This window comes from Geoalkalibacter ferrihydriticus DSM 17813 (genome assembly GCF_000820505.1).
GTDB lineage: Bacteria > Desulfobacterota > Desulfuromonadia > Desulfuromonadales > Geoalkalibacteraceae > Geoalkalibacter > Geoalkalibacter ferrihydriticus.
In genome coordinates this window covers 280,295-305,492 of sequence record NZ_JWJD01000001.1, presented here as the reverse complement: position 1 = coordinate 305,492, position 25,198 = coordinate 280,295, and the positions used below count along the sequence as shown (strand labels likewise).

The following is a 25,198-nucleotide window of genomic DNA, read 5'->3' as shown; positions in this document are numbered from 1 at the left end:
TTTCTGCTTGACATTTAACCTCGAATCCAACATAATCCCGACGCATTGGTTGACGGGGCGTAGCGCAGCCTGGTAGCGCACCTGCATGGGGTGCAGGGGGTCGGAGGTTCAAATCCTCTCGCCCCGACCAATAAAAAAGCAAAAAGGTCGACCCGCAAGGGTCGGCCTTTTTGCTTTTAGGCGATAGAGTCAGGATGTCGCGATGACAGAGTTCGGTCGAGCAAGCCGAAGTCGATGCTATTTCCTCGGGGTCTCAGGCGGATTTTGTTGCACTCCATGTAACAAGTGTTACAATGTCTGCAACAAGAGGAGGTAACGCATGGTCCCTTATGCACGCCAAATTCACCAGAATCCCGAGTCCCCGGATTTGCGTGATCGCGATACGCGCGCCCGGTTGGCACGCATGATTATGCGGTTGCTGGAGCACTGGGATCTCTCCGCCGAAGACCAGTGCCTGCTGCTGGGCCTTTCTCCGCAGGCCAGAACCTCCCTGGGACGCTACCGCAGGGGCGAGCCCCTGGCCGACAGCGTAGATTTGCTGGGGCGTGCCGGCCACCTTCTGGCCATTCATAAATCCCTGCGCATCTTTTTTCCCCATGACCGGGATCTGGCCTATCGCTGGATCAGCCAGCCCAACAGCCGGTTTGCCGGTCGCAGACCCCTCGACATCATGCGCGAAGGCTACGAAGGGCTTCTGGCCATTCGCCGTTACCTGGATTTTGAACGGGGCCGCTGATGTATGCCGATCTTGTCTCGCGCGTGCGTGTCTTTGAGGGACGCCCCTTTCGCAATATCAAGAGCATTCGTGATTCCCAGGATCTTTTTGATGACCTCGCCGAGGATGAGCAGGACTCGGCTGCCGCTGTCGCCGCCGAGAGCCTGGGAAAGCCCGCAGCCAAAGACACCTTTGTGCGCAGGCCCTTTGACTATGCGCTGATCTGCTACCCCTTCGTTGCACAGCCCTGGCAGCACACCCGCTTCAGCGACGGCAGCCGCTATGGAGTGTGGTACGGCTCACTTGAGATGGAGACCACCGTCTACGAAACCGTCCACCACTGGCGTAAATTTGTCCTGAGTGCTTTTCCCGACGAGGAGCGTGAGATCCTTGGGGAGCGTCGTATTTTTCAGGTTTTCTGCCAGGGAGTGCTGGTCGATCTACGCGGCAAGGAAAAAAGGTGGCCGGCTCTGATCGCCGATGACTACGCCTTCACCCAGCCGCTGGGGGCTTATCTCCATGACCAGCGACTTAATGGCCTGTTGGTCAGATCGGCCCGCTGCGAAGGGGTTAATCTGGCAAGCTTTACGCCGGATATCCTCTCCAATCCACAGGACTTCTGCTACCTGAACTACCGCTTCAATCCCGCGCTCCGCAGTCCCGTGGTGGTGGAGCGCGAGCCAGGAATTGGGTGGATGAAGATCCAGCATGGTTCTGCTGAATAAATCACTCATCGTTTCAGCTCGTCGCGGGCATTAAGCCAAGCCAGCAGGTTCAGTGCAAAGATATCATAGAGGGCATGAGCGGCCATCGGCACAAACAGGTTGCCAGTGTATTGGAACAGCCAGCCAAGGTAAAAACTTACGGCTGTCGCCAGAAGAAAATAACTGAAAGTGACGGCGTGCAAGGCACCAAAAACGACACTGGTCACCGCAATTCCCCAGGATGGCTGCAAAACACCCCGGAACAGTAATTCCTCGGAAAAACCAGCCAGGACAGAAACATAAATCCTTTCTGACTGACTCAGGCCGGCCAGCAACGGCTGGTATTGCGCCAATTTTTCTTGAATGCGCCCCATAAAGGGCAGGTCAAGGACAACCAGCAGCCATACCGCCGCCATCATCAACCCGGACGCCGCGACTGCTAGCCCTGCCGCCTCCCAGCTCAACACAACAGGCGAGGGAAGATAGGTTCCCGTCAGCAGGCGATTGAGAATCAGGGCGACCAGTGTGAGGCCTGCATAAAAAAACGCAGTAAAGTAGAGGAACAGGTTTTTGTTCATACAGTCCGCGCCATTTCGTCCCTTACCGAGCTCAGGTGAGCTACACCGACAGTCCCTGTGTTGCGCACCAGTGACGCAGCAGTGCTTCGATCCGTTGGTCTTCGAAAACCTGCCAACTGTCCAGCAAATTTTGGCGACGCAGCAGGTCCTTAACATGGCGAAATGCGCCGGGGCGGGCGAAGAGCGCTTCAACGCGCGCCAATTCGCGCGGACAGTAGTTCTGAATGAATTCCAGCACCAGCGGTTTGCCGGGATCTAAATCTTTGCGGTGGGGGATGGTCAGGTAGTCGGGATCTGCTTCACTTCCGGCAGGTCGTTGGTCGTACCCGGCTTTAAGAGAAGCAATAAAGACCTGGCCGGTGAGCCGATGGACCACGGCGCTGCGTTCGCCGGGCGGGGCGTCGCTGACAAAGTGAAAAGCATCCTCTATGCTGTCGTAGGCCATGGAATCTCCGCAAGTCAGGGTTTGCCGGACTGTATATTGATTGATTGTCGACACTTATAAGCATTGCCTGATGGCTATAGACGACGTTTCAGATTCTGGATGCGGTGGTAAGATTCATCGATGCGGGACGCGCTGAGCGAGCCGCTGTCCACCAAGCCTCTGATAAGCGCGATGGTGCGAACCACGATTTTTTCATCGTAGTCTAGATTGTTGCCGAAAACCAGAATGTCGACTCCGGCCTTGATCGCCAAGTGAACGGCCGTTTCAAAACTGTAATGTTGGGTAATCGCGCCCATCTGCATGTCATCTGAAATCACCACCCCCTCAAAAGCCAGATCCTCCCGCAGCAGGCCGCCGATGACTGCGGAGGAGAGGGTGGCGGGGTGCTGCTCGTCGAGACGGGCGTGGAAAACATGGGCCGTCATCACGGCATCGGCTCTTCCCTGTGCGATCAGCCGGCGGAAGGGTATGAGTTCAGTCTCCGACCAAGTGTCGCTGATATCGGTAAATCCGAGGTGAGAGTCGGTTGTTGAGCTGCCATGGCCGGGAAAATGCTTGAGGCTGGTCAGTACTCCCGCCTGATGATGGGCCTTGATGAATCTCAAGGCATGAGCCGTCGTTTTCTCGGGATCTGCCGAAAAACAACGCTCGTAATGGGCGATGACCGGATTGTCGGGATTGACGCAGAGATCGACAACCGGAGCAAGATTCAGTCCGATGCCCAGGTCGGCGAGCGTTTTCGCAAGTTTGGCGCTGTGTTCTGAGGTGATTTCCAGATCGTCCACCTGTCCCAGAAAACCGTGGGAGACCGTCGGCGGAAAACCATCGCGCGCTTTCAGGCGTGCGATTCTTCCCCCTTCCTGGTCGATGGCAATGAGCAGGGGGGCAGAGGACGCTGCCTGCAGGGATGCAACGAGAGCGTCAACCTGGGCCGGCGACTTGATATTGCGTCCTGGTTGTCTTTCGGCAATATCGTAATCGAACAGGATAACCCCGCCGAGTTTCCTCGCTTTGATATCCTGAACGATAAAATGATTTTCGTCCACGATTGTCCCCCGGAAGCCAACCATCAGCATCTGAGCGATTTTTTCGTCAAGGGAAGGGGAGAGGGCGGACGCCTTGGGGGAGCAGCCCGCCAGAAAAAAAGCGCCAACCAGCAGAAAAAAAGCAACTTTCCTTACAGTTTTCAATTGGTTTCCTTACAGTTTTGGACCGAACACAACCAGCAGTAAAATGCCCAGGGCGATACGGTAGATGACGAAGGGCTGCATGCCGATGCGCCGAATAAAGACCAGGAAGTAGTGAATGCAGATAAAGGCGCTGATTCCGGAAAAGAGGGCGCCGAGAATCATGGGCGTCCAATGGACCAGACCCGGTGAACGGGTCAGTTCTACGGCTTGCAGGCCACCAGCCAGAGCAGTCACGGGGATGGAAAGAAGAAAGGAGAAGCGCGCCGCACCCTCGCGGTTAAGGCCAAGAAGCAAGGCGGCGGTCATAGTGATTCCCGAGCGCGAGGTGCCGGGAATCAGAGCCAATGCCTGCGCGCACCCTATGAGCAGAATGTCTTTCCAGGTCAGACTGTACTCGTCACGTGCGCCTCGGCGGCGCCAGTCGGCGTAGGAGAGCACAAAGGCGAAGCCGATCAGGCTGCAGGCAAGAATGACGGGCGAGCGCATGGATGTTTCAATGAACCCCTTAAAGCTCAAACCGGCTAGTCCAACGGGTATGGTGCCCAGCAGAATTCCCCAACCAAGGCGCGCGGAGGGCGTCAGGCGCCGGCTTTTGAGCGAATGGGCCCATTCGACGCTGACTTGGTAGAGGTCGCGGCGAAAGTAAAGCATGACGGCGGCGAGGGTTCCGACATGGGTGGCAATATCAAATGCCAGACCCTGATCTTCCCAGGCGGTAAATATGGGGACAAGAATCAGATGAGCCGAGCTGGATATGGGCAAAAATTCTGTGAGGCCTTGAACCACGGAGAGAACAAAGATCTGCAAAAAATCCATAGACGATTTTCCAGAGAAGAGTAAAGACCCTTAGGGGAGGTTTGTGGATAAGAAAACGGACATCAAGGTAACACAGCAAAAAGGCAAAGAACAATAAAATGAGAGGTCAGAAGCCAGAGACCGCAAAACACCTAACGTCGCATAATATATATTATGTAAACTTTAGTAGCAAGGAGAGTTGCATGGTAGCTATTTGCCAAGAGCTTGATATCGTTAAGTAGAAAGCCGCCACCGTGTGCAAAACCAGCAAAGGAGAATAACCTATGGACCTCTCTCGATACTTCAGCGACGCCAGCGGCACCGGTGTTCTATCCACCGCGGATGACCAAGGCCGCGTTGATGCTGCAATCTATGCTCGTCCGCATGTGATGCCCGACGGCACACTTGCCTTTGTCATGCGTGAACGCCTGACTTACAGCAATATCAAGGTCAATCCCCATGCCGCCTATCTCTTTATCGAGGCCGGCGGTGGTTATCGCGGTGTGCGGCTTTTTCTGAAAAAAGTCCGCGAGGACCAGGATCCCGAACTTCTTGCACAGATGACCAGACCTTCCCTGTCCGTGGAAGAAGACAAGGACAAGGGCCCGAAACATTTGGTTTATTTTTCCCTGGAGAAGTCTTTGCCTCTGGTCGGCGGTAGCTGGTGATACCGACTCAGCCGATACTTGCCAACTCCAGGCGACTGCCCCAACGGTCCATAAGGGCCAGGCGTGTATCGGCATACTTGGCCGCAGATAAAAACTCGGGATTCTCCGCCAAGCGAAAGGCTTCTGTGCGGGCCGATTCAAGCATGCGGCCGTCGCGCAGAAGATTGGCGACACGAAAATCCGGTAAGCCCGCCTGGCGGGTGCCGAGAAATTCGCCTGGTCCACGGATCTCAAGGTCGGCTTCCGCGATACGAAAACCATCGGTGGTCTCGGCCATGACCTGCAAACGGCGCTTACCGTCCTGGCTGCAGCGGGACGACTGAACCAGCAGACAGTAACTTTTCTCGGCACCTCGTCCCACACGCCCGCGTAATTGATGTAGCTGCGCCAGCCCGAAACGCTCTGCATGCTCCACCATCATGACGCTGGCATTGGGAACGTCGATCCCCACTTCAATGACCGTCGTCGCCACCAAAAGGTCGATTTCCCGATTTTTAAATGCCTTCATGACCGATTCTTTTTCCTGGGGCTTGATACGGCCGTGGAGTAAACCAACCTTGTGATCGGAGAAAACCTCAGACTGCAGGGTTTCGGCCGCTGCCGCTGCGGCAAGCAGATCGCTTTTTTCCGACTCCTCTACCAGAGGATAAACAATGTAGGCCTGCCTGCCCTGCTCCAGCTCTTTTTTAATGAGACGATAACCCTCTTCCCGCCGGCTTTCCGCCAGCACCCGGGTTTTGATGGGCGTGCGCCCCGGCGGCAGCTCGTCAATGACCGACAGGGCCAGATCTCCATAGAGGGTGAGCGACAAAGTACGCGGAATGGGAGTTGCCGTCATCACCAGGATATCGGGATTTTCTCCCTTGCGGCGCAGAATTCCACGCTGCAGAACGCCGAAACGGTGTTGTTCGTCGATGATTCCAAGGCCTAACTTTTTGAATTCCACGCCCTGCTGCAGAACCGCATGGGTACCGACAACCAGGTCGACCTCCCCTGCCCTGATCTTGTCCTGCACCTGGGCCTTGTCCTTGGGCCCAAGAGAGCCGGATAACAGAATGGCCCGCAGGCCAAGCTTTTCCAACCAATCGTGAAACTGCAGAAAATGCTGTTCGGCAAGGATTTCCGTCGGGGCGATGACCGCCACCTGGGTGTGGTTCTCGATAGCGATCAAGGCGGCCATCAAAGCAACAACTGTTTTGCCGCTGCCGACATCACCCTGCACCAGGCGGTTCATGGGATGTGGTGCCATCATGTCTTGTTTGATTTCACCGAGAACATGCCGCTGCGCACCGGTCAGGCGATAAGGCAGCATTTGCGCCAGAGGCCGGGTGTACTTGTGGGTGACGTCAAAGGCAATGCCGGGTTCGAGCACCACGCCACGTCGCTTGAGAGCCAGTCCCAATTCGAGAAAAAAGAATTCATCGAACACCAGAGCGGACCTAGCGCGCCCGGCACCCGTTTCCAGATCGAAATCCGGTTCGGGATTTTCAGGCCAGTGGCACTCGGCTAAGGCGAGGGAAAGTGACAAAAGTTCTTGTTTTTTAAGGATGTGGGGAGGAATGGGCGAGACCGCGAAAGGCGCGAACTCATCGACGACCTGCTTGAAGATTTTACGGGCGACCTTCTGGGACAGGCCTTCGGTGAGGGGGTAAACGGGAAGAATGCGACCGAAGTTCATGGGATCTTCAGTCATTACCTGTTCAAGAGATTTGTCGCCGAGAATTTCGGAATCAGGATGATGGATCTCGCGAATCGGACCGAAGCGCTTTATTTCGCCGGTAAATACGGCGCGAGTACCGACACAGAAGCGTTTCTTCAACCAATCCTTGCGATAATGAAACCATTTGAGAGACACCTGAGCGCTGCCGTCGCTGACCACGACTTCATAGATGCGCTTGCGAGCCTTGGGCGTGAAGGTTTCACCGCTGGCGAGAACCTCCCCAACAAAAACTTCTTGTCGTCCTTCGCGCAATTGGGCAATGCGTCGGATTTCTCGGCGGTCTTCATAACGGTGCGGCAGGTGGTAGAGGGCATCTTCAACGGTATTCAGACCGGCTTTGGCGAGGATTTGCAGCAAACGCGGGCCCACCCCCCTGATCTGCGCCAAGGGGGTGGCCAGCAATTCGCGACTGCGTTGATAGGTTGGGGTCGGGGGCATCGGCCCTCCCCTTTACTGGGGCGAAGAACTTTCGAAGATGGCGTTGAGATCGCGCAACAGATCGTCAATGTTGATGCCGTGGGCAGTGGCGCCCTGCTCAAGTCTTTCGTTCATGGCTCCCATGCAACCGACGCAGCCCATATTGTAGCTGCCAAGCACTTTTGCCACATCGGGATGCATTTTGAGAATCTGGAAAAATGTCATGTCTTTGGTGATGGTCTGGCTCATGTCGACTCCGCAGTAATGGTAATGATTGGGTTTTGAAACCTTGAATATTACAGCAATATGTTGCGAAAAAAAAAGATTTTTGCACGTCTGCAACAAAAAAAGGCCCAAAAGGTGGGCCTGGAGATCAAGCTTGCGGGCGCGGCAGCGGCCTTACTCGTACTTGATATCGATAACTTCGTAAGTTTTGAGGCCGGAGGGAATTTTTACCGTGACCTCGTCATCAAGTTTGTGCCCGATGAGGGCTTTTCCCACGGGCGAAGTCACAGAGATTTTGCCGAATTTGAGATCAGCCTCATCTTCGCCGACAATCTGATAGGTCACTTCGTTACCTGAGTCGACATCAAAGAGAGTCACGCGGGCGCCGAAAACCACCTTGTCTGTGTCGAGTTCCGCGGGATTGATGACCTGAGCGCGGGACAGCTTATCATTGATTTCCTGGATTCGCCCTTCGATAAAGCCCTGACGTTCTTTGGCAGCGTCGTACTCGGCGTTTTCCGAAAGATCACCATGGCCTCGGGCCTCGGCGATATCCTGCACAACTTTGGGGCGTTCTTCGCGAATCAGCTTTTTCAACTCTTCCTGAAGACGCTGATGGCCTTCGCGGGTCATGGGGACGCTTTGGGTCATGAAACCGATTCCTTGCTGAGGGACAAAAGTTAAGGGCGGGGGAAACCCCGCCCGTCAATATCAGATTTTTCTATGTAGAGCCTGCAGGCTCACTGTTTCGGATAATACTCTTGCAGGGGTTTAACGTCAAGACTTTCTCGTTGCATGGCGATGATGCCGTCCACAGCTGCGCGGATACCGGCCGCCGTGGTGAAGTAAGCCACGTTGTAAACCAGCGTGGTGCGGCGGATGGAATAGGAATCCGCCACCGCCCGCGGACCGAAAGTGGTATTGAAAACCAGGTCGATCTGCTGACTTTTGATGGCGTCGACAATATGCGGGCGCCCCTCCTGCACCTTGTTGACCACCTCGGCAACAATCCCTTTTTCCTGAAGAAAGCTTGCCGTGCCTCGCGTCGCGACGATTTTAAATCCAGCTTCGGAGATTTTACGCGCCGGCTCGATGATGTGCTTTTTATCGCTATCCTTGACGCTGATAAACACCGTTCCCTTGAGGGGCAATTTGACGTTGGCGCCCAACTGGGCCTTGGCAAAGGCGTGAGCAAAATCGTAATCGATGCCCATAACTTCACCGGTGGATTTCATCTCAGGCCCAAGCAGAGTATCGACTCCGGGGAATTTGACGAAGGGAAAAACAGATTCCTTCACCGACACATGCCGCGGCACAACGTAGCCAGTCACGCCAAGTTCCTGAAGCGTCTTGCCGGCCATGACGCGCGCCGCAATCTGCGCCAGGGGCCGACCCGTGGCTTTGGAAACGAAGGGAACCGTGCGGCTGGCGCGCGGGTTGACTTCCAGAAGATAGACGGCACCGTCTTTGACGGCAAACTGGATATTCATCAGCCCGACCACCTTGAGCTCCAGAGCCAGCGCGACGGTTTGACGCTTGATTTCTTCAATGATGGCTTCGTCAAGAGAATATGGCGGCAGGGCGCAGGCCGAATCGCCCGAGTGAATGCCGGCCTCTTCGATATGCTCCATGATGCCGCCGATGACCACGTCCCTGCCGTCGCACAGAGCGTCTACATCAACTTCGATAGCCTCGTCGAGAAATTTGTCGATCAGGATCGGGTGCTCCGGCGATGCCTTCACCGCGTGGGTCATGTAGTTGCGCAACTGCTCGGCGTCGTAAACGATCTCCATGGCGCGGCCACCCAATACGTACGAGGGTCTGACCACCACCGGATAGCCGATGCGTGTTGCCACTTTTTCGGCCTCGGCAAAGGAGCGCGCAATGCCGTTTTCCGGTTGCTTGAGATCGAGTTTATGCAGCAGCGCTTGAAAACGCTCGCGGTCTTCGGCACGGTCGATGGCATCCGGACTGGTGCCGATGATGGGCACTCCTGCCTGCTCCAAAGCCATTGCCAGCTTGAGTGGTGTTTGCCCACCGAACTGCACGATCAGGCCTTCGGGCCGCTCGACGGCGACGATTTCCAAGACATCTTCCAGCGTCAGAGGCTCAAAATAGAGACGATCCGAAGTATCGTAATCGGTAGAGACCGTTTCCGGGTTGCAGTTGACCATGATGGTTTCAAAGCCGTCCTTGGCCAGGGCAAACACGCCGTGCACGCAGCAGTAGTCGAACTCAATGCCCTGCCCGATGCGGTTGGGACCTCCGCCAAGAATCATGATTTTGCGACGATCGCTCGGCTCGGCCTCGCATTCCTGCTCGTAGGTCGAATACAGATAGGGCGTGTAGGCTTCAAACTCTGCAGCACAGGTATCGACCCGTTTATAGACGGGATGAATACCGAATTGGCCGCGGTATTGGCGCACGTCGCCCTCGGTGATGCCCCACAGCGTCGCCAGGCGTTGGTCCGAAAAGCCATACTGCTTGGCATGCCGTAGCAGAGCCTCGAATTGTTCCCGGTCGCGTGACAGCAGGTTGTGGTTGTCCCGCAACTCTTTTTCCATCTCGATGATCTGGCGGATGTTGTTGAGAAACCAGGGATCGATAAAGGTAAGCTGGTGGATTTCCTCAAGAGACAGACCGGCGCGAAAAGCGTCGCCAAGATACCACAGCCTTTCCCAGTTGGGCACGCGCAGCTTGCCGCGCAGCCGATCCATTTCCTCCTCGGACAGGGCGCGACGTTCATCCTCGGGTTCGCTAAAGAGGCGACTTTCAAAGCCGCAAGATCCGATTTCCAGAGAGCGCATGGCCTTTTGCAGACTTTCCTTGAAGGTGCGGCCCATAGACATCACCTCGCCCACAGATTTCATTTGTGTGGTCAGGGTGGCATTGGCCTGCGGAAACTTCTCGAAAGTGAAACGAGGAATCTTTGTCACCACGTAATCGATGGTCGGCTCGAATGAGGCGAAGGTTTCGCGGGTGATGTCGTTGGGAATTTCGTCGAGAGTGTAGCCGACGGCGAGTTTGGCGGCAATCTTGGCGATGGGGAACCCCGTGGCCTTCGATGCCAGCGCCGAGGAGCGCGACACCCGCGGGTTCATCTCGATGACCACCAGGCGGCCGTCAGCCGGATTGATGCCGAACTGGATGTTTGAGCCCCCGGTTTCGACCCCGATCTCGCGAATGATGCGAATCGAAGCATCGCGCAGCAGTTGGTATTCTTTGTCCGTCAGGGTTTGGGCAGGCGCCACGGTGATGGAATCGCCGGTGTGCACCCCCATGGGATCAAAGTTTTCGATGGAGCAGATAATGACCACGTTATCGGCCATGTCGCGCATGACCTCGAGTTCGTATTCCTTCCAGCCGATGATCGACTCGTCCACCTGGATTTCGCTGGTGGGTGAGGCATCGATCCCCGCCATGGCCATTTCCTCGTATTCTTCACGGTTGTAGGCGATGCCGCCACCGCTGCCACCAAGGGTGAAGGAGGGTCGAATAATGGCAGGAAAGCCAATGTTCTCGATAATTTCCATCGCCTCCTGGTAATTGTGCGCCAACCCAGCGCGCGGCACTTCCAGGCCGATTCTTTCCATGGCCTGCTTGAACAGGGTGCGGTCCTCGGCTTTTTCAATGGCCGGCAACTTGGCGCCGATCAACTCGACACCGAACTTTTCCAACACTCCCCTTTTCGCCACGGTCACCGCGGTGTTGAGGGCGGTCTGTCCACCCAGTGTCGGCAACACCGCATCGGGGCGCTCCTTTTCGATGATGCGCGCGAGGGTGTCGGGATTGACGGGCTCGATATAAGTGCGGTCGGCAAAATCAGGATCGGTCATGATGGTGGCCGGATTCGAATTGAGCAGCACCACCTCATAGCCCTCTTCCTTGAGCGCTTTGCACGCCTGGGTGCCGGAGTAGTCGAATTCGCATGCCTGGCCGATGACGATGGGGCCGGCGCCGATGATGAGGATCTTCTTGATGTCTGTACGCTTGGGCATTTTTTAAATCCAGAGATGAATGATAAATGATGCGTGACAAGTGTGGTTGACCACCTATCGCCCTATTGCTTTTTGGCCTTGTCCATCATGCGCGTAAACTTCTCGAACAGATAGGCTGCGTCGTGGGGACCGGGCGAAGCTTCGGGATGATACTGCACGGAAAACGCCGGCAGCAGCTTATGCTCAATGCCCTCCACGGTGTTGTCATTAAGATTGGTGTGGGTCTGAATAGCGGCATCATGAATCGATGCGGCATCCACGGCAAAACCGTGATTTTGTGACGTAATCTCAACACGTTGATCCTCGCCGCGAAGTACGGGCTGGTTGCCACCGCGATGGCCGAACTTGAGTTTGTAGGTCTTGCCGCCCAAGGCCAGAGAAAGGAGCTGATGTCCCAGGCAGATGCCGAAAATGGGTGTTTTCCCTAGGAGCTTACGGATATTTTCCTGGGCGTAGACGATGGGTGCGGGATCGCCGGGACCATTGCTTAAAAAGACCCCGTCGGGATTCATTGCCAGCACCTCTTCGGCCGGCGTCTCCGCCGGCACTACGGTGACATCACAGCCGGAGGCCACCAGCTTGCGCAAAATGTTGCGCTTGATGCCGAAATCGTAGGCCACGACCTTGTAGCGCGGCGCCTGATCCGGACTCGTGTAGCCTTTGCCGAGTTGCCAGGGCCCTTCGCTCCAAGGATAGGATGTTTGGCAGGTAACTTCGCGTACCAGATCACGCCCAACGATGGAGGGTGCCCGCCGCGCCTTTTCCACCAAGCTCTCGGGATCCAGATCAATGGAGCTGACGATGCCGGTCTGCGCACCCTTATCGCGAATGTGACGCACCAGGGCGCGCGTATCGATGCCCTGAATCCCGATGACACCGTTTTCTCTGAGGTAGGCATCGAGACTCATCTTTGAGCGCCAGTTGCTGGGAAATTCGCACACTTCTTTAACCACGAAAGCCGAAAGAAAGGGGCGCGCCGATTCCACGTCCTCCACGTTGATGCCGTAGTTTCCGATCTGCGGATAGGTCATGGTAACGATCTCACCACAGTAGGAGGGATCGGTGAGGATTTCCTGATAACCGGTCATGCTGGTGTTGAATACCACCTCACCGGTGATTTCACCGCCGGCTCCGAACGCTCTGCCGTGAAAAACTCTGCCGTCGGCCAGGGCCAGAATGGCTTTCATGCTGCACAAACTCCTTTTATTTAGCGCTGATAACTGATATGCCCGGCAACGATGGTGTAGGTGGCGGCGCCAACCATCTTCCAGCCGTCGAAGGGCGTGTTTTTGCTTTTGGAGGAAAATTTCTGTGCGTCCACCGTCCATTTCAACTCAGGATCGATGACGGTGACATCCGCCGCGCGCCCGACTTCCAGCGTCCCGCTCTTCAGGCCCAGCACCCGAGCCGGGTTGATGGTGAGCTTGGCAATGGCGTCGGAGAGCGACAATACCCCGTCGCTGACCAGGCGCAGAGTCAGAGGCAGCGCCGTTTCCAGCCCGACCACGCCGTTGTAGGCAATATTGAATTCGACGTTCTTCTCATCAATGTGATGCGGGGCGTGATCGGTGGCGATGGCATCGATCGTTCCGTCGGCCAACCCTTCGCGCACGGCGGCCACATCTTCGGCGCAACGCAGGGGCGGATTCATCTTTGCGTTGGTGTCGTATCCACGGACCGCTTCGTCTGTCAGGGTAAAGTGATGAGGTGTTACCTCGGCAGTCACGCGCACGCCACGTTTTTTGGCGGCGCGGATGACTGCGACAGCGGCCGCGCAGGACACATGCGCCAGGTGCAGGTGGCCGCGGGTGAATTCGGCAAGCATTACGTCGCGGGCGATGGGGGCCGCTTCGGCCACCCAGGGAATGCCTTTGAGTCCGAGTTCGGTGGCAACGAAGCCTTCGTTCATAACTCCCTGCCCCACCAGTTCAAGATCTTCCGAGTGGGCGATAATGGGCATGCCGAAGGGCCGCGAGTATTCAAGCGCGCGGCGCAGCAGTTCGCCGCTGGTCACCGGATGGCCGTCGTCGGAAAATCCGACGCAGCCCGCTTCCTTCATATCGCCCATTTCCGCCAGGGCCTCGCCTTTGGAGCCCTGAGTGATGGCACCCACCGGCAACACATGGCAGAAACCCTCTGCAGCGGCTTTGTCGAGGATGTAGCGGGTCACGCTCGCGCTATCGTTGACCGGCTTGGTATTGGGCATGCAGGCCACAGCGGTAAACCCGCCGGCCACTGCGGCACGGGTGCCGCTGGCGATGTCTTCCTTGTACTCCTGGCCGGGGTCGCGCAGATGCACGTGAATGTCGATCAGACCCGGCGTCACCAGCTTGCCGCGTGCATCGATGATTTGCGCGCCTTCAGCCTGAATGTCTTTTTCCAGGCGACTGATCAGACCGTCTTCAATGAGCAGATCAAATTCATCATCAATTCCATGCGCCGGATCGATCACCCGGCCACCTTTGATCAGAATCTTCATCTCTATGTTCTCCTGCGTTAAGGATGACATTGTTTTTTTACTTACCGTGGCTGCTCGCCGCCCAGCACCAGGTACAGCAGAGCCATGCGTATCGCCACGCCGTTTTCCACCTGGTCGAGAATTACGCTTTGCGCACCATCGGCGACATAGCTTGAAAGTTCCACCCCGCGATTCACCGGACCAGGGTGCATGACCAGGGCATCTTTGGCCGCGAGTTTGAGATTTTCCGTGTTGAGCCCATAAAACCTGGCGTACTCGCGCAGGGTCGGCAGCAGGGTTTTGCCTTGGCGCTCCAGCTGAATGCGCAGCATCATGACCACATCGGCGCCGGCAATCGCCTGGTTCATGTCATGATAGACTGTGGCGCCCAGGCGCTCGATGCCCGGCGGCATCATGGTGCCGGGGCCGGCCAAGCGTACCTCGGCCCCCATGCGGGTCAGGCCGTAGAGATTCGAACGCACCACCCGGCTGTGGGTGATATCTCCGATGATGGCGACCTTGAGCCCTTCAATCCGTCCCTTGTGCTGGCGGATGGTGAGCATGTCGAGAAGTGCCTGGCTGGGATGCTCATGGGCTCCGTCGCCTGCGTTGATGATTGAGCAATCGACGCGCTGCGCCAAGTAATGGCAGGCGCCTGAAGCCCCATGGCGCATGACGATGATGTCCGGCCGCATGGCTTCGATGTTTTTTGCGGTATCTTCGAGGGTTTCGCCTTTGACAACGGAGGAGGATGAGGCCGTGATGTTGATGGTGTCGGCGGAAAGGCGCTTGCCCGCGATCTCAAAAGAAGTGCGCGTGCGAGTACTGGCCTCGAAGAACAGATTGATGATGGTTTTGCCCCGCAGAGTCGGTACTTTCTTGATTTCGCGGCTGTTGATTTCCTTGAAGCTGTCCGCCGTATCGAGAATGAAGCCGATATCCTCTTTCGAGAGCTGTTCGATACCCAGGATGTTTTTGTGCCGGAACGTCATGGATCCCTCCACAGGAAAAGGACTATTTTTTCACCAATCGAACTTCGACCGGCTGATTCTTGTCGTTGAACTCCGTTTCAATCAGTTCATCCCGTGAGGTCGGTACGTTGCGGCCGATGAAATCGGGACGGATCGGCAGTTCGCGATGACCGCGGTCGATGAGCACCGCTAACTGGATGCTTTTGGGCCGCCCCAGATCCATCAACGAGTCCATGGCGGCACGGATGGTGCGGCCGGTGTAGAGCACATCGTCGACCAGCACCACATTTTTGCCGTCGAGGGGAAAGGGAATGTCGGTCCTGCCGATGGCCAGATCGGTGCGGGTGCCGATATCGTCGCGGTACATGGTGATGTCGAGGATGCCCAATGGAACGGTTTCCCCCTCAATCTGCGCCAGCCGCTCTTGCAACATGGCGGCCAGATGATCGCCGCCGGTGCGGATGCCGACCAGCACCACATCAGTCGTTCCCTTGTTGCGTTCGAGAATTTCGTGGGCGATACGGGTCAAGGCACGAGCGACCCCGGCCTGATCAAGAATGATGGTTGCCATGAGATCTCCCTGTCAGTTGATGGCGCAGCATGAGAGCGTTTGCGGACACAAAAAAAGGTACCGCGGCGCAGCAATGCGCCAGGGTACCTGGATGGTCGATGTCTTTAACTTGGTGTGCATTCGGGGTCACCCTTGCCGACCTCTCGGATCAGCTTAAAAGGAGACAAACGGTCGATTTTCGGAACCCTATCAGGGCAGCGCCGGCCTTGTCAATATAAAATATTGACGCTTGCAACAAGCCTTAGCGAATCGGCCGAGCGATACGGTTGAAGCGCGGGGAATTCTTTTCTGCATCCCAGGACCAGTATTTGATAAACGCCAACCCCTTGATGCTCTCTTCGGGCACAAACCCCCAGAATCGGCTGTCGTAGGAATAATCGCGATTATCGCCCATGGTGAAATAATGGCTTTCGGGAACCGTGATGGGTCCGAAGTGATCGCGTCCATTACTGTTTGGCGCAAGCGTCACGGGATCCTTATGCACCTCTTCAGGAATGCGGTAAGGCTCGCCGTTGACATAAAGGGTCTTAGATCGTACTTCGATGACATCCCCCGGCAGCCCGACGATGCGCTTGATAAAATCCTTGCGTTGGAAATAGGGCTTATCCCGATCCCCGGGGAATTCGAAGACCACAATGTCACCGCGCGCCGGATCACGCAGAGCGAGAAAGGAGATATCGGTAAACGGAATGTTGGTGCCGTAGATGAATTTGTTCACCAGAAGGTGGTCGCCCACCAGCAGCGTATCTTCCATTGAGCCCGAAGGGATTTTGAAAGCCTGAATAACGAAGGTGCGGATAATCAGGGCCAGAATCAGGGCAACGATCAGGGCTTCGCCGTATTCACGGTACCAGGGTCGCTTGACCGCGGCGATGGATTGTTCGCTATGGCCCCGAGTTTTGGATTTGAACATGGGTTATTCTTTCACTTTGAGAATGGCCATGAAGGCCTCCTGAGGCAACTCCACATTGCCCACCTGTTTCATGCGTTTCTTGCCCTCTTTCTGCTTTTCCAGCAGCTTGCGTTTGCGGCTGATGTCGCCGCCGTAACATTTGGCGGTGACGTCCTTGCGCAACGCCTTGACCGTTTCGCGCGCCACGACCTTGCCGCCGATGGCCGCCTGCAAAGCGACCTCGAACTGCTGGCGAGGAATGAACTCCTTCATTTTGGAGACCAGATCCTTGCCGCGATAATAGGCCTTGTCGCGATGCACGATGAGGGAGAGAGCATCGACGGGTTCACCGTTGACTAGAATATTGAGCCGAACCAGATCACTCTTGCGGTAGTCGAGAGGTTCGTAGTCCAGAGAGGCATAACCACGGGTGAGCGTCTTGAGCCGGTCATAAAAATCGAGAACGATTTCATTGAGGGGCAACTCATAGACCACCATCACCCGACTGGCCGTCAGGTATTTGATTTCACGCTGTGTCCCGCGCTTTTCCTCGCACAGGGCAAGCACCGCTCCCACGTACTCGTTGGGGACATGAATAGAGGCGAGGATGAAAGGCTCTTCCATCTTCTCGATGTATTGGACCTCGGGCAGCATGTTGGCGCTTTCCACCTTGAGCATTTCGCCCTTGACCGTAGTGACATGGTAAACGACCGTCGGCGCGGTCGTGATCAGGTCGACGCCGAATTCGCGCTCAAGGCGTTCCTGAATGATTTCCATGTGCAACAGGCCGAGGAAACCGCAACGAAAACCAAACCCCAGCGCCAGAGAGTTCTCCGGCTCAAAGGAAAAAGACGAGTCGTTGAGGCGCAGCTTTTCCAGTGCGTCGCGCAACAGGTCGTATTCGCCCGTGTCGATGGGATAAAGCCCCGAAAAAACCATGGGCTTGACCACCTGGAAACCGGGCAGCGGTGTGGCGGTGGGCCGATCAGGATGGGTGATGGTGTCGCCGACCTTGGCATCCTGCACAACCTTGATGCTGGCAATGACAAACCCGACTTCGCCGGCGGAAAGGGAGCCAATGGCCACCGGGTGAGGCGAAAAGACCCCGACCTGAGTCACCTCGTAGTTTTTTTTATTCGCCATGAGAAGAATCTTGTCGCCCTTTTTCAACCGGCCGTCAATAATGCGCACCAGGGTAATGACTCCCTGATAAGAATCATACCAGCTGTCGAAGATCAGGGCTTTGAGGGGCGCATCGGGATCCCCCTTTGGGGGCGGCACTTTCTGCACGATGTGTTCGAGAATTTCGTGAATGCCGATGCCTTCCTTGGCACTGGCTTCCACGGCATCAGAAGCATCAAGTCCGATAATTTCTTCGATCTCTTCCTTGACTCGCTGCGGATCGGCAGCAGGCAGGTCGATTTTGTTGATGACCGGAAAGACTTCGAGATTCTGGTCGATGGCCATATAAACATTGGCGAGGGTCTGTGCTTCGACCCCCTGGGAGGCGTCGACCACCAGCAAAGCACCCTCGCAGGCCTTGAGCGAGCGACTCACCTCATAAGAGAAATCCACATGTCCCGGGGTATCGATGAGGTTGAGGATATAGTCCTTGCCATCATCGGCGTGATACTTGAGGCGCACCGCCTGGGCCTTGATGGTGATGCCGCGCTCGCGCTCCAGCTCCATCTTATCCAGGAACTGGTCGGCCTTCTCACGCGCCGAGAGTGTGCCGGTTTCTTCAAGCAAACGGTCGGCCAGGGTCGACTTGCCGTGGTCAATGTGGGCGATAATGGAAAAATTACGGATCAGCTCTTGTTTCATGGGCCTTCAGATAAACACGGTTAGGGGAAATTCAGAATGACAAACCATTAGGATATACAGGAAAGTACGAAGATTGTAAAGAACTGTTCGCGCTTGAGTTCAGCTCAAAGCAGCCTTTCCCGCAAGGGAATAGGCCTGAGCGAGGTAGGCGATCAGGGCCGTCCCCGCGGAGCCAGAATCCGGTCCGAAGGCCAGAATCCCATCCTCGTGCCCGCCCATGGCCAGCACAGCGAGTGGACAAAGCTCCTCCTCCATACAAACGCGGCGCACCTCATCGGCCATCGCCGGGGTTCCGTAGGGTACATCCTCACGGGTCAGGGGCAGATCAAGCTGTTTTGCCAGACGCCAAATGTGGGGTGAGTGGGCATGCAGCACACAATTCACGCGGGGATCAAGGGCATAGACGATGCCGTGGGTCAGCGACTCCGAGGAGGGCCTGATCGGTCCCTGTGCCTCTACCAGATTGCGCTGCGGATCGCAGTGTCGCACAATAGCATAGTGCCCGGGTTCAAGGTCCCGAATCCCACCAGTTTGCGTGCCGCTGATGACAAAGCCGCCCGCGGAGCCGTCGGGCAAAGGCGGCAAACGCTGACTGATATTGCCGAACCCCAGCCCGGCGTAGCGATCCGGCACGCTGCCAATCAATTCAAGCTGGAAGAGAATTTTGCGCCAGGCGTTGATCTCTGCCAGAAAGCCTGAGTCCAGAGGCGCGCCGGCACGATAGCGGCAGTGAAATTTAACGACTCCTTCATGCTCGACGCCAAGAGACATTCACACACCAGCCTGAAAAGAGACGACTCAAAATTGCGGATGCGATTCGGGAAACTCAGCATCTACGGTCAGATAGGGAATCTCACGACCTTTCTCCAACCAGTGCGCCAGAACGAGGGACCGCTCTTCGCGCGGCAAATCGGCAAGTCTCTGGGCTTCCGTGTAGAACTGCTTCAGATTGCCGCCATGGCGCACAAGCAGGCTCTGAAAAGCCGGCACCAGCGTACGATAGGTACTTACCGAGGCAAAGTGAGCATTATTCAGTGGACGATTGAGCCAGGAATCAAAACCGGCATAGCCATCCCAGCGCTCTTTGAGCTGGGCGTAGTCATTGCGGAAAAGTTCAAATGTTTCCTCTTTTTTCGAGCGCATGAGATCCTCGTCCAAAGGCAGAGCATAGACCTGCATGAGACGGCTGCGCATTTCGAGCAGCAGAAGGACAAACTCTTCCTCGCGGACAAAGCGCTTGCGGTACTTTTCGATTTGTTCGCTATTGCCCCGCGCCTCGAGCCAGCGCTCTACACCCTCGAGTTCTACAGCCACCGCAAAAGCTTCATTGAAGGACGAATCATTTTTCACATAGACCTGCTGATGCGCCAGTTCGTGAAAGATCAGAGCGGCAAGGGACGTTTCTTCACGATGGGAAAAGGTGTTGAGAACCGGGTCGTTGAACCAACTTAGCGTCGAATAGGCCGCAACGCCATACACCTGGACATCGTGACCCTGCTCCTTGAGTTGCTCGGCGAATCTGCGTGCGGACTCTTCTTTGTAATAGCCGCGGTAAGGAACGCAGCCGGCGACAGGAAAACACCAGGTGATGGGATCAACGGAAAATTCCGGGGTCGCCACCACGTTCCACACGACATAGGGTCGTTGCAGATCGGCATAAGAGCGATAACTTCCGTTTTCCGGAAGATTCAACTCACGGCTGGCGAAATTGCGGATTTCCAGCACCCTTGAAAGACGTTCATGCAATTCTGGAGAGGTTTCAGGGTCGTTGAGAACAGCAGTAATGGGGCGGGCTCTGGACATCAGGTGCAGATGCCCTGTCACGCACTGGCTGTAATACGCCAGCTCGCCGCAACCACTGAGTAGAACAGCCGCCAGGAGGTATGATAAAAACCGCACCCACTTCATGCCCAGAATCCTAGCACAGGAAGTCAGGCGGTGGGAACCCCGGTGGAACTAAGCCTGGTTGCGGTCGAGGTTGATCTGGCCGCTGAGCAGGCGTCCGGCAATACCGATAAGCTCGACCATGCGAGGACGGAACAGGATCAAAACGATGACGGAGAAATTGGCAAAAAGGAAAAGGGCAATCAGCCCGTCGCCCAGGATGAAAAGCACCAGGCCGAGCAATGCGATGCTTTCGGCAAGTCCCAAGGTGAAAATCTGCAGCGCCTGATAAAGGCGTGCCGCAGGGTGCAGATAATCAGGGGCGGCTGCGGCGAGACGCCGTTCAATGCGCAGTATCAACCGCCAGGGCCTACCGGCCAGGGTCAATCGCCGAGCCTGCCAGGAAACCGCGACGTTAAGCAGAGCAAGCAGGGCAAGCCCGGCCCGCATGAACGGCAACATCCAATCGCCCCCCCAAGTGCGATCAGTCCAAATGGGACCGACCAGATACCCCATAAACAGATAGATGAAGGGTGCCGCAAACATCAGCAGCCAAAGATTTTTCTGGGTCTTGAGGTTGGCGTTGAGCTGCTCGAGATCTTTTTGCCGAAGCATCACGCGGTGAATTCCTGCTTGGTCGCGAAACGGTTAGAATGAATCTTCTCCCAGGCAAGATCTTCCTGTGAATGACCAGGTTTGGACTCAGCAGGGCGACCGATGCCGATAATAAAGGGCACCACATAATCCTTGGGCAATTGCAAAACCTCGCGCAGGTAGTCCTCGGCGCTATCGCCGTCGCCATGCTCGCGCAAGCGCATCTGCGCCCAGCAACTTCCCAGCCCGAGCGATTCCGCAGTGATTTGCAGAAGGATCGCGGCTATGGAGCAGTCTTCGATCCACACATCGCACTTGTTCGGGTCGGCAACCACCGCCACGGCCAAAGGTGCCTGACTCAGAAAGTCGGCGCCATGAGGCTTGGCGAGAGAGACCTGCGCGCGCAGATCGGACTCGGTGATAAAAATGAATTCCCAGGGATTGCGGCCTCGTGAAGAAGGTGAGCGCAACACCGCTTCTGCCAGAATTTTAATCTCTTCGGCACTCAAGGGTTCGGGCTTGAATTGACGAATGCTGCGGCGCTGTTTCAGCAGATCCAGAATCATATCCTCTCCTTTAAGCCAGCCCAGATTGCGCACACCGGTAAATCGTTCCCGTGGAAAGGATGCAGCGGTAGCACAAAACCTACCCTGGGTCAAGATTTACGCCGGAGGATCTTTACCCACCACCCGGGCAGAACCGCCGGGGGGAAGCTGTGGCGGCCCGTCTGACTTGCCTCGGAACAGACGCTGGAGTGCATCGAGAACGCTGCGGATTCCACGCCAGATTTTGGGCAATACCCAGAACATGGCGGCGATGAAAACGATCAATAGAATAAGAAACACCCAGGGGTAATAGAGAGCAGTCCACAACCCCCCGACAACCGCGATGTCTTCACTGACCGAGGCCGTCCAGTTGGAGAAAGGTTCAGGCGAAGTGTTGATCAAGACACGTGTGCCGGCCTTGGTCAGATGAGCCCCGGTTGCAAGCCCGCCCCCTACAAGAGCGGCCGCAAGGCTGATAGCCGGATGCATCTCTCCTACCGCCGCGGCAGCCAATGCCGCAGCGGCGGGAATGCGGATAAAGGTGTGAAAAACATCCCAGGACGTATCAACTCCCGGAATCTTGTCGACAAAAAATTCAACCAGATACATAAACCCGGCAGCCACCAGAACCAAAGGGTGAGTGACAATTTCAAGGCCTGGCGGCAGTACCATATGGCCACTTGCGCCAAGCAGCCCCAGCACCAGAATCGCAGCATACAGGTTGATGCCGCTGGCCCAGGCAACACCCATGGTCAAGGCAATGATGGAGACGACCTGGTGCAATTCGTTCATTATTCGTCCTTTGCCTCAATCCTCAGCGCTGCGGGGGCGCCGGCTCCCCTCTCCTGCTGGATTTTCATTTAACGGCCCCGACGGCCACTGTCGTCAGGACCCCGATCATCACGACCTGTGCCGGAATAGCCCCGGTCATCATCCCGCCGTTGCGGGCGGTCATCGCGATACGTTTTGCGCTCATCCTTGCGCACACCTTTCATTTCTTTTTTCTGGATATTGTAGCGCTCTTCCAGTTCCTTGCGCTCCTGCTGGTGACGCTCTTGCATCTCTTTTTTTTCGATACGATATTCCTCTTCAATGTTTTTCCGATTCCCCTCGGAATCTTCGCCCATGACCGAACCGGGCGCGAGGCCCGCCATCATAAAGATTGCAGTAACCATGACAGCAAGAGCGCTTTTTCTGATTTTGATTTTCATGGTTTCCTCCACATTCACCGGGGATTGATTTACGGGGAAAATCCCAAACCGATAGACCCTTTCAGCATTTGACCCCATGACAACTATGATAAGATTAATTCTAGCACCCGCGCCGACTCTGTAAACACACCAAAAAAAGACGCATGAGGCTTCAAAGAGTGCCTGAAGCTGCCAGATAAGTGATTTTTTAATTGACTTAGGGGCCATATCTGCTGGAAATTGCCCTTCATTGGGGATGTTTTGACCTCTCTTTGACCCTGAATTTTCACGGTTTTTATGGTTTTTTCAAAAATTCTAAAAAGCAGCCTGTTGCCCTTGACTGTCATGGTCGTAGCCGCCCTGGGGTATTATCTGTACTACAACACCTATTTCGGCATGGACTCGACCCGCAGGGTTCAAAGTCGCGCCGAGGAAGTCGTGCAGAGCGCCTATTTCATGTGCCAGGTCACCGAGCGCCTGTTACAGAAGCGAGCCAACGATCTCATTGTCGCCATGGAGGAGGCCGCGTCCATGCTTGGCGAGCCCTCCCTCGGGCCAGGTCGACAGAACTGGGAAGTCCGTTCTCCCGAGGATGGACAGACCCGCAATGTCAGCCTGGCGCCACTGCGCCTCTACCATCAAAGCAGCGAAACCAGAGAACTTTCAACTCTGGTCACGCTCATTATGCGCCGCACCGGTGGAGAGATCACAGTTCTGCAGAACCTCAACCAACGAGGTGATCAGGTCAAGGTTTTTTGCACACTCGATTCCATCAGTGGTCCTCAGCAGGTCACGACACTGGTGCCGGGACAATTGCCCGGGGGACAACCGGATATTTTTCTGGAACCCCTATCCCGGGGGGAAGTCGTGATACGGCCGGAACTGGTTCATGGCCGACTATATCTTTCCATCTACCGCCCTTTGCGAGAAGGGCGTAAAACGATCGGCTCCCTGGTGTTACACGTCAAGGATCAGAATCTCGATCGATTGCGTGAGAACCTACTGCAATTAAATGTGGGTCGCACGGGTTATGTTTTTGCTCTCAAGGCCACCGGGGCCCAGCGTGGTCATTACGCCATTTCCTCTGGAGGCCTGCGCGATGGAGAGGACATCTGGAGGGCGACGGATGCTGCCGGACGCCCAATCATCCGTTCCCTTATCAATCAGGCTCTGAATCTCAATCCGCATAAAAAGCGCATTTCTGTACCCATCGCCTTTGAACGCTACCCCTGGAAGAATCCCGGCGAAGTCCATGCGCGCTACAAAACTTCGGCGATCACCTATTTCGAACCCTGGGATTGGGCCATCGGCGCAGGTTATTACGAAGATGAGTTCTAAGACATCAACCCTTGGGCGCAGCAGATTCAGGGGCCTTGCAATAGATGGTTGAGTTTGGCCAGCTTGGCCTGCACTGCCGCTTTCACCTTCTCTTCGCCGAACATGAAGGTGAGTTGCCCGACCATCAACCAGACATCGGCCAACTCTTCAACAACGCGGTCCGCATCGGCCTTGCCACGTCGGAAATGTTTAAGGACCGCAATTAACTCGGCGCATTCCTCCACGGCCTGATCATATTGAGCCTCGCTCCCCCACTTGACCAGGGTTTTGCGGTAAATGTTTGGGTTTTCAAGCATTTTCTGGGTGTCTCCTGATAAAATACGTGATGCATTTACGCTGATTGACGAAATCAACAAAAAGGATGCGCCATGCAGCCCTCTTTGCGTCTGACCATTCTGTGTGAAAATACTGTCGGCCGGCCCATAGCGGCCATCGGCGAGCACGGGTTTGCCTGCCTGATCGAACGCGGGGCGGACACCTATTTATTCGATACCGGCCAGGGGCTGGGACTACTGCAAAATGCCCGAGCGCTGAAAAAGGACCTCGCACGCGTCTCGACGGTTGTTCTCAGTCACGGACATTACGACCACACGGGCGGATTGCCGGACCTGCTGAGACTCACCGGCGAGATCGAGGTGGTGGCACATCCCGACATTTTTTCAGAACGTTACTGGGCGGGACTGGGACCTCGACGCTTTATCGGTATCCCCTACCAGCGGCCCTACCTGGAAAATCTGGGTTGCCGCTTTCGCTTCACGTCTTCCTTCACGCCCCTTGCACCGGGTTTATGGGTGACAGGCGAAATTCCCCGGCGTCATCCGTTGGAAAAAGGCGATGCCAACATGGTGATGATCGACGCGAATGGCCGTGAGACGATTGACCCCCTGAGTGATGATCTGTCTCTGGTGATTGATGCCCCGCGAGGTCTGGTCGTGGTTCTGGGATGTGCCCACGCCGGGCTTATCAACATCCTGCACCATGTCAGGGCAAAAACCGGGCGGGAGAAAATTTACGCGATTGTCGGCGGCACCCACCTGATGGCCGCCAGTGACGCATTGTTTGAAGAAACGGTACGGGCTCTCGATGAGTTTGGCGTGGAAAAAATCGCCGCGGCCCACTGCACTGGTCTGCCGCGCGCAGCGCAACTCCAGGCGCGCTTTGGCGCGCGCTTTGTTTTTGCTACCGTGGGAACTCAGCTTGAAGCCTAATCAGATTTGGACGATGATCGCCTGCGCGGCTCGAGAACCCGCGTCCAGAGAATAACAAAAGCAATGCTGGAGAAAGAAAACAGCAACAATTGGGCCTCCGGGGGGATCGCTGGGAAAATCGCCAGCAAGACACCCACGAAAACAGCCCCCAGACCAAACCAGAAAATGCTGACGACTGGAATGAACTTTTTCAAAATCACCAAGGCTGATCCGAATAGAATCCAATGCCACCAAAGCAGAACGTCCATGGGAGCCCCATCCTTTCTTT

General features: G+C 55.9%; 27 protein-coding genes and 1 tRNA gene. 6 read left to right on the top strand and 22 right to left on the bottom strand.

The genetic code is table 11. From position 1 onward, the window contains the following. Nucleotides 1-53 precede the first annotated feature (53 nt). The 3 genes from GFER_RS01550 (at nt 54) to GFER_RS01540 (ending at nt 1,440) form a co-directional block, all read left to right on the top strand. Nucleotides 54-130 (top strand) — tRNA-Pro (locus GFER_RS01550). Between the two features lie 189 nt (nt 131-319). Continuing rightward, nucleotides 320-736, top strand: coding sequence for an MbcA/ParS/Xre antitoxin family protein (locus GFER_RS01545; protein ID WP_052445844.1), 417 nt, complete (start codon nt 320-322; stop codon nt 734-736). Then, the gene (locus GFER_RS01540; RefSeq protein WP_040095440.1) at nt 736-1,440 is read left to right on the top strand and encodes an RES family NAD+ phosphorylase; all 705 of its coding nucleotides are present in this window, start codon (nt 736-738) and stop codon (nt 1,438-1,440) included. Before GFER_RS01545 ends, GFER_RS01540 begins: the two co-directional genes overlap by 1 nt. 5 nt (nt 1,441-1,445) lie before the next feature. Here the strand turns inward: GFER_RS01540 and GFER_RS17375 are convergent, their stop codons facing one another. The 4 genes from GFER_RS17375 to GFER_RS01520 all read right to left on the bottom strand — a co-directional run bounded on the left by GFER_RS17375 (nt 1,446) and on the right by GFER_RS01520 (nt 4,448). Continuing rightward, nucleotides 1,446-1,997 carry a CPBP family intramembrane glutamic endopeptidase gene (locus tag GFER_RS17375; protein ID WP_052445843.1) on the bottom strand — a complete coding sequence of 184 codons (552 nt, stop codon included), beginning with the start codon at nt 1,995-1,997 and terminating at the stop codon, nt 1,446-1,448. A 40-nt stretch (nt 1,998-2,037) separates the two neighbouring features. After that, nucleotides 2,038-2,442, bottom strand: a complete 405-nt coding sequence (locus GFER_RS18510; RefSeq protein WP_040095438.1) for a hypothetical protein — start codon at nt 2,440-2,442, stop codon at nt 2,038-2,040. Between the two features lie 74 nt (nt 2,443-2,516). Further along, entirely contained in the window at nt 2,517-3,632 is a 1,116-nt protein-coding gene (locus GFER_RS01525; protein WP_040095436.1) for a glycoside hydrolase family 3 protein, read from the bottom strand. A gap of 9 nt (nt 3,633-3,641) precedes the next feature. Continuing rightward, the gene (locus GFER_RS01520; protein WP_040095433.1) at nt 3,642-4,448 is read right to left on the bottom strand and encodes an undecaprenyl-diphosphate phosphatase; all 807 of its coding nucleotides are present in this window, start codon (nt 4,446-4,448) and stop codon (nt 3,642-3,644) included. A 263-nt stretch (nt 4,449-4,711) separates the two neighbouring features. Here GFER_RS01520 and GFER_RS01515 point away from each other — a divergent pair, with 263 nt between their 5' ends. Continuing rightward, nucleotides 4,712-5,095 (top strand): pyridoxamine 5'-phosphate oxidase family protein, encoded by a 384-nt coding sequence (locus tag GFER_RS01515; protein ID WP_040095431.1) that lies wholly within the window; start codon nt 4,712-4,714, stop codon nt 5,093-5,095. Between the two features lie 7 nt (nt 5,096-5,102). Here GFER_RS01515 and recG read toward each other — a convergent pair whose 3' ends face one another. From recG to GFER_RS01435, 16 genes are all read right to left on the bottom strand, one after another. Then, the gene (gene recG / locus GFER_RS01510; protein WP_040095429.1) at nt 5,103-7,253 is read right to left on the bottom strand and encodes an ATP-dependent DNA helicase RecG; all 2,151 of its coding nucleotides are present in this window, start codon (nt 7,251-7,253) and stop codon (nt 5,103-5,105) included. A gap of 12 nt (nt 7,254-7,265) precedes the next feature. Beyond that, a complete protein-coding gene (locus GFER_RS01505; protein ID WP_040097157.1) occupies nt 7,266-7,481 on the bottom strand; it encodes a DUF1858 domain-containing protein in 216 nt (71 codons plus the stop codon). 150 nt (nt 7,482-7,631) lie between these two features. Continuing rightward, nucleotides 7,632-8,108, bottom strand: a complete 477-nt coding sequence (gene greA / locus GFER_RS01500; protein WP_040095426.1) for a transcription elongation factor GreA — start codon at nt 8,106-8,108, stop codon at nt 7,632-7,634. A gap of 89 nt (nt 8,109-8,197) precedes the next feature. After that, the gene (gene carB, locus GFER_RS01495) at nt 8,198-11,455 is read right to left on the bottom strand and encodes a carbamoyl-phosphate synthase large subunit (RefSeq protein ID WP_040095425.1); all 3,258 of its coding nucleotides are present in this window, start codon (nt 11,453-11,455) and stop codon (nt 8,198-8,200) included. 62 nt (nt 11,456-11,517) lie between these two features. Further along, entirely contained in the window at nt 11,518-12,642 is a 1,125-nt protein-coding gene (carA, locus tag GFER_RS01490; protein ID WP_040095423.1) for a glutamine-hydrolyzing carbamoyl-phosphate synthase small subunit, read from the bottom strand. Between the two features lie 20 nt (nt 12,643-12,662). After that, entirely contained in the window at nt 12,663-13,934 is a 1,272-nt protein-coding gene (locus GFER_RS01485) for a dihydroorotase (RefSeq protein ID WP_040095422.1), read from the bottom strand. Between the two features lie 41 nt (nt 13,935-13,975). After that, nucleotides 13,976-14,905: an aspartate carbamoyltransferase catalytic subunit gene (locus GFER_RS01480; protein ID WP_040095419.1), complete on the bottom strand. Its 930-nt coding sequence runs from the start codon at nt 14,903-14,905 to the stop codon at nt 13,976-13,978. 22 nt (nt 14,906-14,927) lie between these two features. Further along, nucleotides 14,928-15,455: a bifunctional pyr operon transcriptional regulator/uracil phosphoribosyltransferase PyrR gene (gene pyrR / locus GFER_RS01475; RefSeq protein ID WP_040095418.1), complete on the bottom strand. Its 528-nt coding sequence runs from the start codon at nt 15,453-15,455 to the stop codon at nt 14,928-14,930. Between the two features lie 241 nt (nt 15,456-15,696). After that, entirely contained in the window at nt 15,697-16,368 is a 672-nt protein-coding gene (lepB, locus tag GFER_RS01470) for a signal peptidase I (protein ID WP_040095416.1), read from the bottom strand. Nucleotides 16,369-16,371: 3 nt separating this feature from the next. Further along, complete coding sequence (gene lepA / locus GFER_RS01465) at nt 16,372-18,171, bottom strand: translation elongation factor 4 (protein WP_040095414.1); 1,800 nt, start codon at nt 18,169-18,171, stop codon at nt 16,372-16,374. 99 nt (nt 18,172-18,270) lie between these two features. After that, nucleotides 18,271-18,942 carry a class II aldolase/adducin family protein gene (locus GFER_RS01460; RefSeq protein ID WP_040095412.1) on the bottom strand — a complete coding sequence of 224 codons (672 nt, stop codon included), beginning with the start codon at nt 18,940-18,942 and terminating at the stop codon, nt 18,271-18,273. Nucleotides 18,943-18,969: 27 nt separating this feature from the next. Further along, nucleotides 18,970-20,079 (bottom strand): aminopeptidase, encoded by a 1,110-nt coding sequence (locus GFER_RS01455; RefSeq protein ID WP_052445842.1) that lies wholly within the window; start codon nt 20,077-20,079, stop codon nt 18,970-18,972. A 48-nt stretch (nt 20,080-20,127) separates the two neighbouring features. Beyond that, a complete protein-coding gene (locus GFER_RS17370) occupies nt 20,128-20,673 on the bottom strand; it encodes a hypothetical protein (RefSeq protein WP_139172115.1) in 546 nt (181 codons plus the stop codon). After that, complete coding sequence (locus GFER_RS01445; protein WP_040095410.1) at nt 20,670-21,215, bottom strand: nitroreductase family protein; 546 nt, start codon at nt 21,213-21,215, stop codon at nt 20,670-20,672. The genes GFER_RS17370 and GFER_RS01445 overlap by 4 nt, the downstream gene beginning before the upstream one ends. A 96-nt stretch (nt 21,216-21,311) precedes the next feature. Further along, nucleotides 21,312-21,986 (bottom strand): DUF4126 domain-containing protein, encoded by a 675-nt coding sequence (locus GFER_RS01440; protein WP_040095409.1) that lies wholly within the window; start codon nt 21,984-21,986, stop codon nt 21,312-21,314. Nucleotides 21,987-22,054: 68 nt separating this feature from the next. Next, complete coding sequence (locus GFER_RS01435) at nt 22,055-22,405, bottom strand: hypothetical protein (RefSeq protein ID WP_040095407.1); 351 nt, start codon at nt 22,403-22,405, stop codon at nt 22,055-22,057. 324 nt (nt 22,406-22,729) lie between these two features. Between GFER_RS01435 and GFER_RS01430 the strand changes: the two genes are divergently transcribed. After that, nucleotides 22,730-23,722, top strand: a complete 993-nt coding sequence (locus GFER_RS01430) for a Cache 3/Cache 2 fusion domain-containing protein (protein ID WP_235264012.1) — start codon at nt 22,730-22,732, stop codon at nt 23,720-23,722. A gap of 26 nt (nt 23,723-23,748) precedes the next feature. On the opposite strand, the gene GFER_RS01425 is transcribed toward GFER_RS01430, so the two are convergent. After that, on the bottom strand, nt 23,749-24,018 hold the full coding sequence (locus GFER_RS01425; protein ID WP_040095404.1) for a nucleoside triphosphate pyrophosphohydrolase family protein: 270 nt from the start codon (nt 24,016-24,018) through the stop codon (nt 23,749-23,751). Between the two features lie 72 nt (nt 24,019-24,090). Here GFER_RS01425 and GFER_RS01420 point away from each other — a divergent pair, with 72 nt between their 5' ends. Then, on the top strand, nt 24,091-24,930 hold the full coding sequence (locus tag GFER_RS01420; RefSeq protein WP_040095403.1) for an MBL fold metallo-hydrolase: 840 nt from the start codon (nt 24,091-24,093) through the stop codon (nt 24,928-24,930). On the opposite strand, the gene GFER_RS01415 is transcribed toward GFER_RS01420, so the two are convergent. Next, nucleotides 24,927-25,178 (bottom strand): NfeD family protein, encoded by a 252-nt coding sequence (locus GFER_RS01415; protein WP_052445840.1) that lies wholly within the window; start codon nt 25,176-25,178, stop codon nt 24,927-24,929. The two genes, GFER_RS01420 and GFER_RS01415, sit on opposite strands and share 4 nt — an antisense overlap. Nucleotides 25,179-25,198 lie beyond the last annotated feature (20 nt).

What these genes read in the sequence shown, in the direction of transcription:
- GFER_RS01440 (WP_040095409.1), bottom strand. Translation starts at nt 21,986, where the DNA reads ATGAACGAATTGCACCAGGTCGTCTCCATCATTGCCTTGACCATGGGT.
- carA (WP_040095423.1), bottom strand. Translation starts at nt 12,642, where the DNA reads ATGAAAGCCATTCTGGCCCTGGCCGACGGCAGAGTTTTTCACGGCAGA.
- GFER_RS01435 (WP_040095407.1), bottom strand. Translation starts at nt 22,405, where the DNA reads ATGAAAATCAAAATCAGAAAAAGCGCTCTTGCTGTCATGGTTACTGCA.
- pyrR (WP_040095418.1), bottom strand. Translation starts at nt 15,455, where the DNA reads ATGGCAACCATCATTCTTGATCAGGCCGGGGTCGCTCGTGCCTTGACC.
- greA (WP_040095426.1), bottom strand. Translation starts at nt 8,108, where the DNA reads ATGACCCAAAGCGTCCCCATGACCCGCGAAGGCCATCAGCGTCTTCAG.
- GFER_RS01455 (WP_052445842.1), bottom strand. Translation starts at nt 20,079, where the DNA reads ATGAAGTGGGTGCGGTTTTTATCATACCTCCTGGCGGCTGTTCTACTC.
- lepA (WP_040095414.1), bottom strand. Translation starts at nt 18,171, where the DNA reads ATGAAACAAGAGCTGATCCGTAATTTTTCCATTATCGCCCACATTGAC.
- GFER_RS01420 (WP_040095403.1), top strand. Translation starts at nt 24,091, where the DNA reads ATGCAGCCCTCTTTGCGTCTGACCATTCTGTGTGAAAATACTGTCGGC.
- GFER_RS01520 (WP_040095433.1), bottom strand. Translation starts at nt 4,448, where the DNA reads ATGGATTTTTTGCAGATCTTTGTTCTCTCCGTGGTTCAAGGCCTCACA.
- recG (WP_040095429.1), bottom strand. Translation starts at nt 7,253, where the DNA reads ATGCCCCCGACCCCAACCTATCAACGCAGTCGCGAATTGCTGGCCACC.
- GFER_RS01540 (WP_040095440.1), top strand. Translation starts at nt 736, where the DNA reads ATGTATGCCGATCTTGTCTCGCGCGTGCGTGTCTTTGAGGGACGCCCC.
- GFER_RS01425 (WP_040095404.1), bottom strand. Translation starts at nt 24,018, where the DNA reads ATGCTTGAAAACCCAAACATTTACCGCAAAACCCTGGTCAAGTGGGGG.
- GFER_RS01505 (WP_040097157.1), bottom strand. Translation starts at nt 7,481, where the DNA reads ATGAGCCAGACCATCACCAAAGACATGACATTTTTCCAGATTCTCAAA.
- GFER_RS01415 (WP_052445840.1), bottom strand. Translation starts at nt 25,178, where the DNA reads ATGGACGTTCTGCTTTGGTGGCATTGGATTCTATTCGGATCAGCCTTG.
- GFER_RS01445 (WP_040095410.1), bottom strand. Translation starts at nt 21,215, where the DNA reads ATGATTCTGGATCTGCTGAAACAGCGCCGCAGCATTCGTCAATTCAAG.
- carB (WP_040095425.1), bottom strand. Translation starts at nt 11,455, where the DNA reads ATGCCCAAGCGTACAGACATCAAGAAGATCCTCATCATCGGCGCCGGC.
- GFER_RS01480 (WP_040095419.1), bottom strand. Translation starts at nt 14,905, where the DNA reads ATGACGTTCCGGCACAAAAACATCCTGGGTATCGAACAGCTCTCGAAA.
- GFER_RS01460 (WP_040095412.1), bottom strand. Translation starts at nt 18,942, where the DNA reads ATGTCTCTTGGCGTCGAGCATGAAGGAGTCGTTAAATTTCACTGCCGC.
- lepB (WP_040095416.1), bottom strand. Translation starts at nt 16,368, where the DNA reads ATGTTCAAATCCAAAACTCGGGGCCATAGCGAACAATCCATCGCCGCG.
- GFER_RS17375 (WP_052445843.1), bottom strand. Translation starts at nt 1,997, where the DNA reads ATGAACAAAAACCTGTTCCTCTACTTTACTGCGTTTTTTTATGCAGGC.
- GFER_RS01545 (WP_052445844.1), top strand. Translation starts at nt 320, where the DNA reads ATGGTCCCTTATGCACGCCAAATTCACCAGAATCCCGAGTCCCCGGAT.
- GFER_RS01515 (WP_040095431.1), top strand. Translation starts at nt 4,712, where the DNA reads ATGGACCTCTCTCGATACTTCAGCGACGCCAGCGGCACCGGTGTTCTA.
- GFER_RS01430 (WP_235264012.1), top strand. Translation starts at nt 22,730, where the DNA reads ATGGTCGTAGCCGCCCTGGGGTATTATCTGTACTACAACACCTATTTC.
- GFER_RS01485 (WP_040095422.1), bottom strand. Translation starts at nt 13,934, where the DNA reads ATGAAGATTCTGATCAAAGGTGGCCGGGTGATCGATCCGGCGCATGGA.
- GFER_RS18510 (WP_040095438.1), bottom strand. Translation starts at nt 2,442, where the DNA reads ATGGCCTACGACAGCATAGAGGATGCTTTTCACTTTGTCAGCGACGCC.